A 14,883-nucleotide genomic window follows, 5' to 3' on the forward strand; every position below is an offset into this window, starting at 1 on the left:
GAATGGAAATTCTAGCGCAAGAGAAAGATGGCGAGCGCGTAATGCGGCGCCAAGGGAGGGAAGTATGGAACTGCAAAACCGCGCTCTGCGCGGCGCTCTCATGTTGGGTACGGGTCTTGGTCTTTGGGCCGTAATGAGCCCGGCGTTTGGCCAGGGTGCGGAAATGCTCGAAACCGTGACGGTGACGGGTTACCGCGCTTCGCTTGAAAACGCGCTGAGCACCAAGCGCACCTCGGCTGAAATGGTGGACGCCATTAACGCCGAAGACGTCGGCAAAATGCCCGACGCCAACCTTGCTGAGTCTTTGCAGCGTCTTCCTGGTATTTCTATCGCCCGTGATAACGGCGAAGGCCGCACCATCACCGTGCGCGGCTTGGGCGCGGACTTCACGCGCGTCACCATCAACGGCATGGAAGCCCTGGCCACGGCCGGCGGCACGCTGTCGGGTGACAATCCGAACCGCAGCCGTCAGTTCGACTTCAACACCTTCGCGTCTGAACTCTTCTCGAATTTGAAGGTCAAGAAGACTGCCGCCGCCTCCACGGATGAAGGTTCGCTCGGCGCCACCGTCGATCTCTCGACGGGCCATCCCTTCGATTACGGCGAGAAGTTCGTCGCCTCCGTCAACAACGCCACCTATGAGACGGGCCACCCCTTCAACCCGCGCATCGCGGGCCTGGCCTCAGAGACCTTCTTCGGCGGCAAGCTCGGTGCGCTGGTTTCGGTTGCGTACAACATGCGCAATCAGAAGATTAACTACTACACCAACGGCGCTGGCGGTTATACCTATTACGGTAATAACACGCTGATGAACGTTGCCGGCACCCCGTCGGGCACGATCACGCGCGATGGCTTTGCTTCGCCAACCGGCACCTCTTGCAGCGGCAATGATGGCGTCGTGCCGGGTGTCTCCGTCACCAACGGCGCTTACTGCGGGGCTTTGTCGGGCTCTGATCCGGCTACCTACGCGCTGATCAATAACCCGCGTGGTCACAATGCGGCCACCGATTCCTCGGGCGCCTGGAAGAATCCCGGCCCGAATTATGAACTCGGCGATCCCTCGCTGGTCGATCAGGAGCTCTATCAGTCCCGTATCGGTATTACGACGGCTGAGCAGTGGCAGGTCGATGAGGACACGCTTCTGTCCTTCGACGGCTTGTTCTCCAGCTTCTACCAGAAGTCCACGAGCAACCTCGTGACTTGGCTCGGCTGGGGCCGCAATAACACCAATGCGACCCTGAACACCGCCAACGCCAAGACCGATCTTTCCAGCGTGTTCGCCACCTGTAAGGAATCGACCGCGGCCGTTCATGCTCCCCAGACCTGCTCCTACGCGAAGAGCATGCTGCCGGCGAACTACTTCACCACGCCCGGCTCGGCTGGCTATCGCGCCTCCGACCCGAACGGCATGCTGTATCTCATCAGCACCGTCGGTCGTCCGACTACCAAGCTGCTTGCTGGCCAGGTCGACAATGGTGTTGTTGATTACCTGAAAGCCGACAATGTCGACGACCGCACCACGGCTGACCAGTCGCGCGCGACCACCCAGTTCATGCAGGGCACGCTAAAGCTCGAACATAACTTCTCGAGCAAGCTGCACATGGATGCCTTCTATGGCATGGCGGTTTCGCGCAACCACCAGGAAGGCTTGATGGCCTCGATGGAACGCTTCGACGTCGGCTCGGCGACGGGCGAGGGCAGCTATGTCTACGACATCCGCGGCAACGGCTTCACGCCGCAAGAAGTCTCCTATGGCTTCGATGTTGCCGATCCCACCAAGTGGGATTTCGTGAAGGGCTATTCGGCTCTGCGCCGCTATATGTACCTGACGAGCAACAAGTACACGAACATTGCCACCAACTGGTCCTACCAGGCGGCGGATGAGCTGACGCTCCGCTTCGGCTTCACCAGCAAGATCTTCAACTTCAACACCACGCGCTATGTCCGTGCGACGGATACGACGATCAACCCGTCGCTCCAGGAAATGGGCGTCACCTCCAGCGATGTGATGCGGGTGGTGAAGTTCACCGCTGCAGATCTCGGTATGGGTGGCAATACCCCGACCTCCTTCGCGGTGCCGGATCTCGATAAGTTCGAACAGTACACCAACTATCGCTGCAACTGCGTCAACGATTACGGTGATTGGAGAATCTCCAACCTCAACTCGCAGAACAGCGGCTCGAACGGCACGACCACCTTCAACGTTCAGGAGCACGACAAGTCCTACTATCTGCAGGGCGACTTCCAGAACATCATCGTGTTCGGCAACGAACTGCGGGGTAACATCGGCGTGCGTTATGCCACGACCGACGTGCAGTCCTACGGCTACACGGTTGCGGGCTTCAAAGCCTCGGCCACGAATTCGTATGACGATGTTCTGCCGTCCTTGAACTTGGTCTACGGCCTCAACGATGACATGGTCATCCGTGCTGGCCTGTCGAAGGTGATGTCGCGTCCGGTGCTCGCCAACATGGCGCCCACCATCAGCGGCGTTTCCCCGGGGGCGACTGCTGGTGCCTCCGGCACGATCAGCGCCGGCAACCCGTATCTGAAGCCGTTCCGTGCCAACACGATCGACGTCAGCTATGAGTGGTATTTCGACCGTGGCGCGGTTCTGTCGGTTGCTGCCTTCGCCAAGTATGTGAAGAACAACCCGCAGTCACAGACTGTTTCTGGCCCGCTGAACACGCTGATCTCCCCGGACATGGTGACCGCCATTGCGGCCAACTATGCCAAGGACACGCCGCAATACGCGAACATCATGGACCCGACGACGACCTGGGCGTTGACGTCGTACCAGAATGCTCCGGGCGGTGTGCTGCGCGGCGTCGAAGTCAACTATCAGCAGCAGTTCAACTTCCTGCCGCATCCGTTTGACGGCTTCGGCATCAACGCGAACTACACCTATGTCCAGTCGAAGGTGCATTATCTCTTCCGCGATGGCGTCTCGACGGTACTGAAAGACCATCTGATGCCGTGGTTCGGTGCTTCGCCGAACTCCTTCAACGCCACGATCTACTACACGGCCGACAAGTGGGAAGCGCGTCTGTCCAGCTCCTACCGCAGCCGTTACCTTGACGCGTATCCGATCAAGGCGGGTGCCTATCCGGTTGGTTACGGCACGTCGCTGGCGATCAACGAGGCGATCTACGGCAAGTCGTCCTTCTATCTGGACTCCTCGTTCTCCTACAACATCAGCGACAACCTCGCGGCCAAGATCGATGCGCTCAACCTCACCAACGAGCACACCGGCAAGTACTGGATGTACCAGAACCAGACTCAGCGCGCGACGTATGACGCGATGACTGGCCGCCAGATCTTTGTTGGCGTCACCTATAAGTACTGATCTCTCTCCCGAATTAGTACTCATCCTGTGCCGGGACCTTGGTCCCGGCACTTTTTTTATGAGCGGGAAAAAGATGGCCGACAGAGCGCCGTTGCTCGCTTTCTTGTGTCTTGATTGGTGCGAAACGGCGCGGAAAGACTAGGCTGCCATCGAAAGGCAGGCGGGCATGAGGAGATCAGTGATGCATCGCATCTCTTGGAAAACGCTTCTCTGCGCGAGCTGCGCCGCCGCCTTTGGGGCCAGCGCTTTTGCGGGTGAGAGCGGCCTCCTGTTCTCCATGAGCGCAAACCCGCGCGCAGACTTCGCCCAAGGCGATCCCATCCCAAATTTTGCTGATCAAGTCAGTGCCAAAAAAGATGCGTCAGGATCTTTTGTCGCCATCGAAGATACCGCAACACTGGCTTGGCATGCGGCCCATCATATTTACGCGCAGCGCGGAACGCTTAGCTTTGCTTGGCGGGCGCGCTATCCGCTCGGGCGTCAGCAATTTCCGATTTTCCGGGTGAGCTATGGCGATCATTCCTCCTGGGACATGGCTTGGCTGAGGATTGATTGGAATGGCCATGGCTTCGATGCCTTTGTGACCGATGCCAATCTCGCGCGGGTGCGTGTCTCCTATAGAATCGCCACGGTGCCGAGCCCGGATCAATGGATACGACTCGCATTTTCCTGGGATGAAACGCGTGGCATCCGTCTTTACGTCGACGGGCATGAAGTCGCGCGCAAAGATACGACGGCTGTTCTGGAAGCTGGGTTAGATCAATTTGGTCCGCATGGGCGCACCATCAGCCCGCATCAGGCCCATGCGCTTTATCAATTCGCACGCGGCGGTGATCTCAAGAATCTGAAAATCTACGATCACATGCTGACGCTCGAAGCGGCGGTAGCGCTTGCGGCAGATGCTATTCCTGCCAGTGAAACCTATCCCACGCGGTCTCTCGCGCAGTCCGATTGGGAGGGGGAATGGCGGCTGCGTTATGGCTGGAACAGGCCGAACGATCCGCCTTTTTATCTTACCGCACCTTCAACCCATATTCGTTTAGTGCCTTTCACCGCCGCTTGGGATTTGAAAGAACGCATGACCAACGGCAATGACGGAATTGCCGAAACGACCTGGCCTGGCGTCTACAATCGCTCCAAGTTACCTGGGCGGGATGATTATTTCGAGCTGCCCGATTGGAATGTTTATGTCGAGGGCGGCAAGAGCGTGACCTTCGACCTGCCTAAGGAGCCGTGGAACCATGTCGAGTTCCAAGGCGCGGCTTTCGGCAAGCTTACCTATCTCGGCACCAAAGGCGAAAAGCCGTTGGCCGAGAGGCCATCTGGGCAGGAGCGCACCTATTATCAATTCTCTGATCTTGAGGGCGGCTGCTTGCGCTTCGATAATGTGGTGCAAGAAACGCCCATCCAGGAACTACAGGCCTTTCATATTGCGCCCGGTCAGGAGCCGCTGAACGAGTTCGCCTTATCCTATCGCGTCAACGCCTCGGCGGATCCCGCGCTCTATCCTTCCACGGGTGCCGTACGTGACTATATCGATGGCCGTTATGTCGCCGATGAGCGTTCTATTGTGGTCGCTTTGCCAGATGACGCGCCGCTGGAAAAGCGCGATGCCAAACCGCAACCCTCCATGCCCATTGTGCATGTCGTTATTCCAAACGACTTTCGCTATCTGCGCAATCGCCGCCAGAAAGGCCACTTCGCCTATGGCTGGAACAATATCGAAGGCGGGCTCGACGGTATCGCAATTGATCTGCCCGCGCTGAAGGTCACTCCAGCGATGGGCGGGCTCATTCCGCTCAATATCCAGATTAAGGATCCGATCTGGCCTGGGCGCAATTTGATGGATGTGTCGGTTTCGGTGAAGCCGGGGGAGGCACGCACGCTTTGGCTCGATACGCGCGACCGCTTGTTGCCGAATGATAGCGCGCTCTATCTGTCTATTGCTTCTGCAAGCGCTGATTTCAATGCCGCGGCGCTTGATGGGGCCAAGATACGCCTTGTCTTCAAGCCGCGCCGCGAAGCTCTTACCGAGCATATCGCCGACCGCCTTGATCAGGTGAAGGATAACTACGCTTGGCTGGTAGAAGAGCACACGAGTGACGAGCGCTTTTCGCGCTTGCGGCGGCTGGAAGCGGAATTCGCCTCGCTCTTCCAAGCGGACCCTGAGAACAAGCTGGGGCGGCTTTATTGGGCGGAACTTAATCCGTCGCAGGGATGGCCTGCATTCACACGCCCGGTTGCCCCGAAAGGCATACCGGCTTGGGCCTATCTGCAAACCGAAGACTTAAAGCTGGTGCACCGCTTTGTCGAATGGTGGATCGATAAGCGCCAGGTCGCCTATGGCGATTTCGGCGGCGGCATTTCCGATGACGACGATCTCACCCAGCAATGGCCCGGCTTGGCGCTCATGGGCGTGATGCCGGAGAAGATCAATAAATCGCTGGGCGCATTGACGGATGCGGTTGACCGCAATGGCATGATCACCAATGGTCTCGGCACTATCGTCACCGACTATCTTCATTCTTATGAAGAGGGCATCAACGCGCGCGCGGAGGATATGTACCTCAATTGGGGTGCACCCAAGACGGTCGAGCGGCTGATGCAGACTGCGCGCGCCTATCCGCGTATCATCGAAACCAATACCCAAGGCCATACCCATATTGTTTCGCAGCTCTTTAGTAGCACCGATGTTGTGCGCGAGCGGCAGTGGGGCTGGGCTATTCCCTATTCGAATTTGATCCTGCACCCCGCGGTGTTGCTGGCCGAATACAATGGCAATCCCGCCATGAAAGCGTTGGTGCTCTCGGTCGCTGATGGCTTTCTGGCGCATGGCCGTAAGGATGCGAGTGGAAAGCTGGTATTCCCCGAGGAAGTCAACGCTGCCACAGACGAGGCGCGTGGCCGTCTTGGCCCGGGCTCGCGCGGCGTGGATGCGCTGGTGCAGCTCTTCTGGTCCGCCTATCACCTGACGGGGGATGAAAAATACCTCGCCCCGATTGATGCCGTGCTGGATCCGGCGCCTGGGCGAGGTCTCGCCTTGATGAATGCAAGCTTGCTCACGCAACTTGAGACACGCAGCAAAGGCTGGGGTGCAAAAATTCTCGCCGATCTCGACCGGCGCGAGGCTGAAGCCAAAACGGCGCATCGCCCGCCGGGATTCCTCTTAGGCGGCGAAAACGGCGCGGTGAATGACGCGCGCTACTTCGCTTGGCTCTTGCGCGGCGATAAGCGCTATCTCGAAGATCTTTTCGCGGACGAAGTCCAACTTGGCACGCAGCGCATGCCGCTGGTGACGGAAGGTCATTGGTGGACGGATCGTGTCGAGGTTCCGAACGCGCTTCTGCAGCGCACCCGTCTTGGCGGTGTTGCCACCAGCCGAGGCCTTTTTGCACAAGGCAATCTGATTTCCTGGCGGTTTGCCGGGGCAAGCGATGCGGAGTCCGTCGGGCTTCTGGTGCATGATCCGCGCCCGGATCGCTTCACGGTGGAGGTCTATAACCTGTCTAACAAGCCGATAGAGGCGGTGATGACGGGGGCCGCGCTGCGTGCTGGTATCTGGACCATGGCGGGCGAGGGCCAGAAGGAGAAGCGCTTTGCCTTCGGGCGCGGGCGCTCTCTCAAGCTGCACTTCAAACCGCATGAAACGGTGATCCTCCATTTTGCGCTCGTGGAAGCTGGCCCGGATGTTTCCACTCTCCCCGATCTTGGTATCGGGCCGGAAGATGTGGCGCAGGGCGCAGAAGGTATTGATCTTACCGTGCATAATCTCGGCTCGGTTGCGAGTAAGCCCGCTTTCGCGCGGCTGTTGGATGCCAAGGGCAAAGTGCTCGCCTCGGCCGCGGTGCCGGTGATCGCGCCGCCGCTCGACAACACGCCGCAGACGGTTCGGGTGCATTTGCCTGCATTGGCGCAGGCGGTCAAAACAGAGGTTGTGATGGACGGGGAGGAGATCACCCGCGCCAACAACATCGCAGTTTTGCCGCACCCCTAAACCCGCTGTGTCAGGCCATAAACCGTTTGGCCGTATGGACGCAGCGGGGCTTCCGTGATTGCATTACTCTGCAAAATCGATCATTTTCTGCAAAATGCGCTCGTAAGAACGCAAAACCTCTAAAACAAAAGGAGGGTCCAGGGTGGAGCAGCTTGCTTTCTTGATGCACCTGAAGAAGGGCAACGAGGCGGAATATCGCCGCCGTCATGATGAGATTTGGCCGGAGCTTAGCGCCGCGCTGCATGATGCCGGTATCCGCGACTATTCCATCTTCCTGGACGAAGAAACGGGCAACCTCTTTGCCGTGTTACGCCTCACGCCCGACAATACCCGCGAGGTTTTGCCGGGGCTGCCGGTGATGCGCCGCTGGTGGGATTACATGGCCGATTTGATGGACGTGGATTCGACCAACAAGCCGATCGAGCGCGCGCTCAAACCCGTCTTCCATATGGATTGAGCCATGAAGGCCCAGTTTCTCTCTGCCGCCGCCGTGCTGGCGTTGGTTGCTTTTGGCGCGCAAGCCGCGCCCGCCCAACCCAGCCACAAGATCACCTGGGATAACCGGTCCTTGATGATCGATGGTAAGCGTGTCGCTATCTGGTCTGGCGAGTTTCATCCCTTCCGTCTGCCGAGCCCTGATCTCTGGCGCGATGCGCTGCAGAAGATGAAGGCGACCGGCTACAACGCCGTGTCGGTCTATTTTCCGTGGGATTTTTATTCCTTCGCCCAAGGCAAATACGATTTCACGGGCGTGCGTGATATCGACCGCTTGTTCACCATCGCGGAAGAAGAGGGGATGTATGTCATCGCGCGCCCCGGACCTTATGCCAATGCAGAGCTGACGCGTGGTGGGTTTCCGGGCTGGCTGGTGAATCAGAAGGCCAAAGCGCGTACGGATGATCCGGCCTATCTTGCGGCCGCCGATGAATGGTTGAGCCAGATCGATCCGATCATCGCCCGCCATCAGGCGACCAAGGGCGGCAGCGTGATCGCCTATCAGATCGAGAACGAGCTTCTCGAAACCACACCCTCGCACAGCCGCTATATGCAGCACCTCGCCGATAAGGTGCGGGATGATGGGATCACCATTCCGCTGTTCTCCAATGACATCGGCCGTAACGGCTACTGGGTGCCCAAATCGAGCAAGGTTGAGAAGACCGTGCCGGGGCCGACCGATCTTTATGCCTGGGATAGCTATCCGGGTGGGCCGTGCATGGCCGATGGTACGCCGGGCGGGCTTCATGCTGCGCCGGATTTCGGCTGGTATAGCCAAGGTGGCGCCAAGGGGGGCAGCTCTGCCTCTCCGAATACGCCCGGCTTCACCTCCGAGTTCGGCGGCGGCTGGTTCGATTTCTGGGGCTCGGATGGGCTCTACACCTGTCTCGCCAACCGCATTGGCAGCGGTTATGAGCGCGTTTTCTATGGCACCAACATCGCCAACGGTCTGATCATCCATAACGTTTATATGGCAGTGGGCGGCACGAGCTGGGGCTGGCTGCCGGGGCCGATCGTCTTTACGTCTTACGATTACGGCGCGGGTATCGACGAAAGCCTGGGCCTGCGCGACAAGGCGCAGACCATGAAAATGATCGGCGGCTTTATCGCGGCCACAGGCGAAAGCCTTGCGGGCATGCAGAAGAGCGATCCGGTCGCGTCTTCCAACCCCACGATCAAGCTTTATCATAACGCCAATCCGGATGATGGCAGCCACCTCATCGTCGCGATGCACAATCCTTCCAGTGCGGTGACGAAAGATAAGTTCAGCTTCTCGCTGAAGACCCGTGATGGCGCCTATCGCATTCCTGCTGAGGGCGAGATCGCCGTCAACGGCCAAGATGCCAAGATGCTGCTCGCCGATTTCGGTTTTTTGGGGCAGCATCTCGTTTATGCGACCTCGCAGCTTCAGACCGCGTTGAAGACCGCAGATGGCGATGTGGCGCTGTTCTATGCCCCGGAGAGCGAGATGGGCGAGATGGTGCTGCGCTATGCTAGCGCGCCGAAAGTCACCGTCTTGGCTGGGCAGGCGCAAAGCCAGTTCGACGCCAAGACCGGCGACCTCCGCCTCAATTATACGCATTCCGGTATTATCCGCTTGCGGATCGAAGGCGGCGGACGCGCGCCGCTGACGTTGCTGATCGCTACAACGGAAATCGGCAAGACCTTCTGGCATGACGGCACTGTGCTGGTACGCGGCGGCGCGCTGCTGCGCAAAGCGAAAGCTGATGGTGGTGTCCTGTCGCTCGAAGGCGATAACACCGCGAGTGAAACGCTAGAGGTTTGGGCCTCCAAGCCCTTCTCGAAGCTTACTTGGAACGGCGACGCGCTCACGCTCACCAAGACCGCATCGGGCAGCGTGGAAACGTCTTCGTTGTCCGCCCCCGAGCCGGTCAAGCTTCCCGATATCTGGGCAGGCACGTGGCGCTTTCAGGCGGGTTCGCCTGAAGCCGCGCGCGATTTTGACGACAGCGCCTGGCGCAAGGCCGATTCCAAAGGTGGTACCTCGACCGTTAAGCCGCCGCTTGGCCAGCCGACACTGACGGCCGACGAGTACGGCTTCTATAACGGCGATGTTTGGTATCGTGGCCGTTATGAGGGTACGGATGCGGCGCGCCATGTCGATCTCACCTATGGCGCGGGCGGCGCAGGGATGATGCAGATTTGGCTGGATGGAAAATTCCTCGGCCAGCATGAGCTTCCCACTGGCGCTGACCGCCCGCAGACTTACGGCACCGTTCGTTTCGATTTGCCGGAATGGGCGCGCAAGCAAGGTAGTCACGTCATTTCAGTAATGGTGCGCAACAACAGCCATAACTGGGATCTGCAGGCCGATGATGCGCATAAGGAAGGCCGTGGCCTGATTTCGGTGGCGCTGGCTGCCGATACTGGTCCGCGCGCGGCGGTTCCGATCGCTTGGAAGATCAAGGGTCTTGCGGCGCCGGTGGCCGATACCATGCGCGGCCCGCTCAACAATGGCGGGCTTGATGGCGAGATCAAGGGCTTCCACCTGCCGGGCGACATCGACACGTCGTGGAAAGTTGCGAAGCCGGATTCCGTTCCGGCGGCCCCTGGCACCTATTGGTTGCGCAGCCATTTCGATCTTGACCTGCCGAACGGCGATGTCGCCCTTGGTCTTGTCTTTGGTGATGGCAAAACCCTGCGCTCGGCGCAGAAATACCGTGTGCTGATTTTTGTGAATGGCTGGAATATGGGCCAGTATATCGCCCATGTCGGCCCGCAGCGCACCTTTGTCCTGCCCCAGGGCGTCTTGAACGCCCATGGCGCCAACACCATCGCGCTTGCTGTTACCAGTGATGGCGATCCCAAGAACAAAATCGAGCCGGTGCATTTGACCGTGCTGCGCAATGCGCGCGGCGGTGTCGGTCCGATCAGCTTTTCCACCCCCAGCAAATGAGCAATACGATGAACGTGGTCCGAAAGATTAACGACGTCACGCAGGGCGAGGTCTATGCCACCATCGACCGCCTGATCGACAATCTCGTCAACATCAAGGACGAGAGCGGCAAGTTCCTGCTGCGCCTGGAAGACGGCCGCGTGATCGACACCAAGGGCTGGAACGATTGGGAATGGACCCATGGCGTCGGCCTTTATGGCCTGCTGAAATATTGGCAGCTCACTGGCAAGCAAGAGCCGCTGGACATCGCCATCAAGTGGTTCCGTGATCGCCTCGCGGCCGGCACGCCGACCAAGAACGTCAACACCGTTGCGGCTTTCTTGACCGGCGCCTATCTCGTCGAAGTGGCGGGCGAACGCCCCATCGTGCCGTATCTGGACGTCTGGGCCGAATGGATCATGCGCGACATGCCGCGCACCACGGAAAATGGCCTGCAGCACATCGTCTTCAACAGCGAAAACCCGCAGCAGCTGTGGGACGACACGCTGATGATGAGCGTTCTGCCGCTCGCCAAGATCGGCCTGCTCTTGAACCGCCCGGCTTATGTCGAAGAAGCCAAGCGCCAGTTCATGCTGCACATCAAATATCTCGCAGATCGCGAGACCGGGCTGTGGTTCCATGGCTGGACTTTCGAAGGCCGTCACCACTTCGCCAAGGCCCGCTGGGCGCGCGGCAATTCCTGGGTCACGATCGCGATCCCGGAATTCATCGAACTCCTCGATCTGCAGCCGGGTGATGCCACCCGCGAATTCCTGATCGAAACCTTGAAGGCTCAGGTCGATGCGCTGGTGAAGTATCAGCGTGAAGATGGCCTGTGGTGCACGCTGATCGACGATCCGACTTCTTACGGTGAAGCATCTGCGGCCGCTGGTTTTGCTTTCGGTATCCTGAAGGCAGTGCGCAAGGGCTATATCGATGCGTCCTATCTCGACTCGGGCCTGAAGGCCGTGAAGGGTGTTCTCGCCAATATCGGCGAGGATGGCGAGCTGCATAACGTGTCCTTCGGCACGCCGGTGTTCGACACCTTGCAGGGCTATAAGGATATCGCGCTCACCTCCATGCCGTACGGCCAGGCGATGGCGATGCTGGCGCTCTGCGAATTCTCCACGCTCTTCATTTAAGGATTAGAGTATCATGGCAGCCCGCACGGTTCGCCCGATCCATTACATCGCCTACGGTCTCGCCGATGTTCTCGGCGCTGGCTCGATGGCGGTGGTCGCGGGCTGGATTCTCTTTTTCTATGCCGCCTTCTGCGGTCTTTCGGCGACGGAAGCCTCAGCGATTTTCGCCATCTCGCGCATTCTAGACGCGATTTGGAGCCCGCTGCTCGGCCACTTCTCCGATAACCTCGGTAACACCTGGATTGGGCGGCGGTTCGGGCGCCGCCGTTTCTTCCTGCTCGTTTCCATTCCGCTGTTGCCCAGCTTTGCCCTGATGTGGGTGAGCGGGCACAGCTTTGCCTATTACCTCTTCACCTACATTTTCTTCGAACTCGTCTACGCCTCGATCCTGGTGCCCTATGGCACGCTCGCCCCCGAGATGACGGACGACTACAAGAAGCTCTCCATCTTCGCCGGTGTGCGCATGTTGTTCGCGCAAGTCTCCGCGATCCTGGCAGGCATTCTGCCCAAGATGATCATCTCGGTGGTGGGCGGCAAGGATTCGCCGGACACCTTCCTTTACATGGGCATCATCTTCTCGGTGCTGTTCATGCTGGTGGTGACCATCACCTATCTCTTCAGCTGGGAGCGCGAGCTTCCCCCGGTGAAGCCTGGTGCGGTCACTGAAAAGAAATCGCCGCTGGATGCGCTGACCGGCCTCTACAAAGGTGTCGGCTCCACGCTGAAGGTGCGCGCTTTCCGCCTGCATCTTGGCATGTATCTTGGCGGCTATATCTGCCAAGACGTGTTCAACGCCGCCTTCACCTATTTCGTTGTCTATGCCTTGTTCGGCAGTGTTGCGGTGGCCTCGACCATGATGGGCGCGATGGCTTTCACCCAGCTCATCGCCGTGGCGGCTTTCATCCCTTTGATCCTGTGGTTGCAGCCTGCGCCGTCTTACCGGCTTGCCTGTTTCCTTTATGCGGCAGGCATCATCGGGCTTTACACCCTCTATAAGATCAACCCCGCCAATGTGGTGATGCTGCTCTATATTCCGGTATTAATTGCCGGTCTTGGCCGCGGTGGTTTGAATTTCATTCCCTGGAACATCTACAACTACATCGCTGATGTGGACGAGGTGGTGACGGGGCAGCGCCGCGAGGGCATTTTCGCCGGGGTGATGATCTTCACCCGCAAAACCACCATGGCCATTGCCGTGATGGTGGTCGGCCTGATGCTGGATGCCAGCGGTTTCCATCAGGGTGCCAAGACCCAAACGCCCGAAGCCATCAACATGATCGTTGGTCTCATGACGGTCGGCCCGTTGCTGCTCTTGGCTTTCGGCGCCTTCGTGTCCTTCCGCTTCAAGCTCAACAAGCACACCCATGCGACCCTGATGGCGACCATCGCGCGCTTCAAGAGCGGCGAGACGAGCCCGGCCAGCGAGAAGGACAAGGCCATCGTTGAAGACCTTTCCGGCTTCTCCTACGACTCGCTTTGGGGCAACAACACGGTCCTGGGCACGAAGAAATAACTTAGCGCTTCTTGCAGAGTAAAAAAGAAGCCGGAGGGGTTCCTCCGGCTTCTTCTGTTTTTGCTTGTGTTTGTTTCTACTGGTTCGCCATTTCGCGCCAAGATGCGGCGTAATCCTCAATGGGAAGATCGTTTGCAGCTGTTTGCGCGAGCGTTTCGCTCGGTGCCAGTTCAGGGAACATCAAACGCAAGGCGCCATATTGCACGCTGGCTGAGGTCGGGGCGGCATAGATGGGCTGGCTGGGGCGCAGTTTTGCGAGGGTGCTCATGAAAACCACATCGCCTGCAAAACGGCCTTCAGCAACAATCGGTCCGGTGGAGCCGATCAAGCCCAGCATGGTGTCGGTGACCAGCGCCAGATACAGCGAAATCGCGGCGCGGCGCTTCAGCTGCTCTTCGGGGCGACGCATCCAGCGGCCTTCGCTTTGGCCGAATGGTCCAACACCGGTTTGGAAAGTCGGCAAGGCAAAAACGCCTTCCGCAATCACCTCGCGCGCGGCATCAAGCAGGGCCGCGCCATTGGCTCCGGCATCAAGCTGCTCCACCGGCGCTGCTTCCAGAATTTCCGTTTCACGTCCGCCCATGAAGCGCGCGGACGGAACGGGTGCTCCGAAGGCATCGACATTGACGAGGCAATCACGGGCTTCCGGCAATGCTGCGAGATCAAGCGCACGCTTTCCAAGCGTTGCATGCATGGCGATGAACCATGTGCCCGTAGAAAGCACGGTGTGTTCGCGGCCTTTCACTTCAGGAAAGCCGCGCATGGCGATGAGCGCTGCGTTGCTGTCATGCAAGCCGCAATAGACTTTGCAATCCGCAGGCAAGCCGCAACGCTGCTGCCATTCCGGCGTGACCGTGCCGAGCACATCGCCAGCCGCGTATAAAGGCGCGAGCCGCTTATCCCAGCCACGGCGCTGCGCCATGGGGGAGGGGATGTTCGTACCGGGTTGCCACAAATCCGTATGGCAGCCGAGGCTGGTGGTTTCGGTGGCAGCAACGCCGCACAGGCGCCAAGCCCAGAATTGCGGCCAGGTGACGATGGTGCTTTTGGCGAAAGCCTCACCCGCTAGCTGCTCCATCCAGAAGATCTGCGCGCCGAGATTGAGGCCGCAAGGAAGTGCGGGCGAGCCCGTCAGATGGAACGCATCGCGTTCTTTTGCATAAGCCTCTGCCAGCGGGGCGGGCAGGGCGGCTTCATAATCTAGCGGCGCGAGCCAAGTTCCATCTTCCTGAACGAGGCAGGCCGATGCGCCATGCGCCACGGGCATGATGCGGCATATGCGGCCTTTTCGCGCAAATTCGCTCAATGTCTCAGAAAGCCAGCTTTCCAGCCCTTCCACGTCCAAGCAGGGATAACCCTGCGTACTCGTCACGGATGCATTGGGACGGGCATTTTTTCCAAGTATTTCGCCATTTTGTGAGAGTAGGCTGAGTTTGGCGAAGGATTTTCCGATATCCAGCACCACCGTAAGTTCGCGCACAGTTGTTCTCTCTTTCC

Annotated in this window: 7 protein-coding genes; 6 read left to right on the plus strand and 1 reads right to left on the minus strand. The window is 59.0% G+C overall.

Features of this window, described 5'->3' with window-relative positions:
- Positions 1 to 64 precede the first annotated feature (64 nt).
- The 6 genes from FHS83_RS12335 (at position 65) to FHS83_RS12360 (ending at position 13,386) form a co-directional block, all read left to right on the plus strand.
- Positions 65 to 3,346, plus strand: coding sequence for a TonB-dependent receptor (locus FHS83_RS12335; RefSeq protein ID WP_167083255.1), 3,282 nt, complete (start codon positions 65 to 67; stop codon positions 3,344 to 3,346).
- A 181-nt stretch (positions 3,347 to 3,527) separates the two neighbouring features.
- Positions 3,528 to 7,340 (plus strand): hypothetical protein, encoded by a 3,813-nt coding sequence (locus FHS83_RS12340; protein ID WP_208414588.1) that lies wholly within the window; start codon positions 3,528 to 3,530, stop codon positions 7,338 to 7,340.
- A 163-nt stretch (positions 7,341 to 7,503) separates the two neighbouring features.
- Entirely contained in the window at positions 7,504 to 7,797 is a 294-nt protein-coding gene (locus tag FHS83_RS12345) for an L-rhamnose mutarotase (RefSeq protein ID WP_243846381.1), read from the plus strand.
- A gap of 3 nt (positions 7,798 to 7,800) precedes the next feature.
- Positions 7,801 to 10,752, plus strand: a complete 2,952-nt coding sequence (locus FHS83_RS12350; protein ID WP_167083257.1) for a glycoside hydrolase family 35 protein — start codon at positions 7,801 to 7,803, stop codon at positions 10,750 to 10,752.
- Positions 10,753 to 10,760: 8 nt separating this feature from the next.
- A complete protein-coding gene (bglB, locus tag FHS83_RS12355) occupies positions 10,761 to 11,873 on the plus strand; it encodes a beta-galactosidase BglB (RefSeq protein WP_167083258.1) in 1,113 nt (370 codons plus the stop codon).
- A gap of 13 nt (positions 11,874 to 11,886) precedes the next feature.
- On the plus strand, positions 11,887 to 13,386 hold the full coding sequence (locus FHS83_RS12360; protein WP_167083259.1) for an MFS transporter: 1,500 nt from the start codon (positions 11,887 to 11,889) through the stop codon (positions 13,384 to 13,386).
- A 76-nt stretch (positions 13,387 to 13,462) separates the two neighbouring features.
- Here FHS83_RS12360 and FHS83_RS12365 read toward each other — a convergent pair whose 3' ends face one another.
- Positions 13,463 to 14,866: an FGGY-family carbohydrate kinase gene (locus tag FHS83_RS12365; protein ID WP_167083260.1), complete on the minus strand. Its 1,404-nt coding sequence runs from the start codon at positions 14,864 to 14,866 to the stop codon at positions 13,463 to 13,465.
- Positions 14,867 to 14,883 lie beyond the last annotated feature (17 nt).

Source organism: Rhizomicrobium palustre (assembly GCF_011761565.1).
Taxonomy (GTDB): Bacteria; Pseudomonadota; Alphaproteobacteria; order Micropepsales; family Micropepsaceae; genus Rhizomicrobium; species Rhizomicrobium palustre.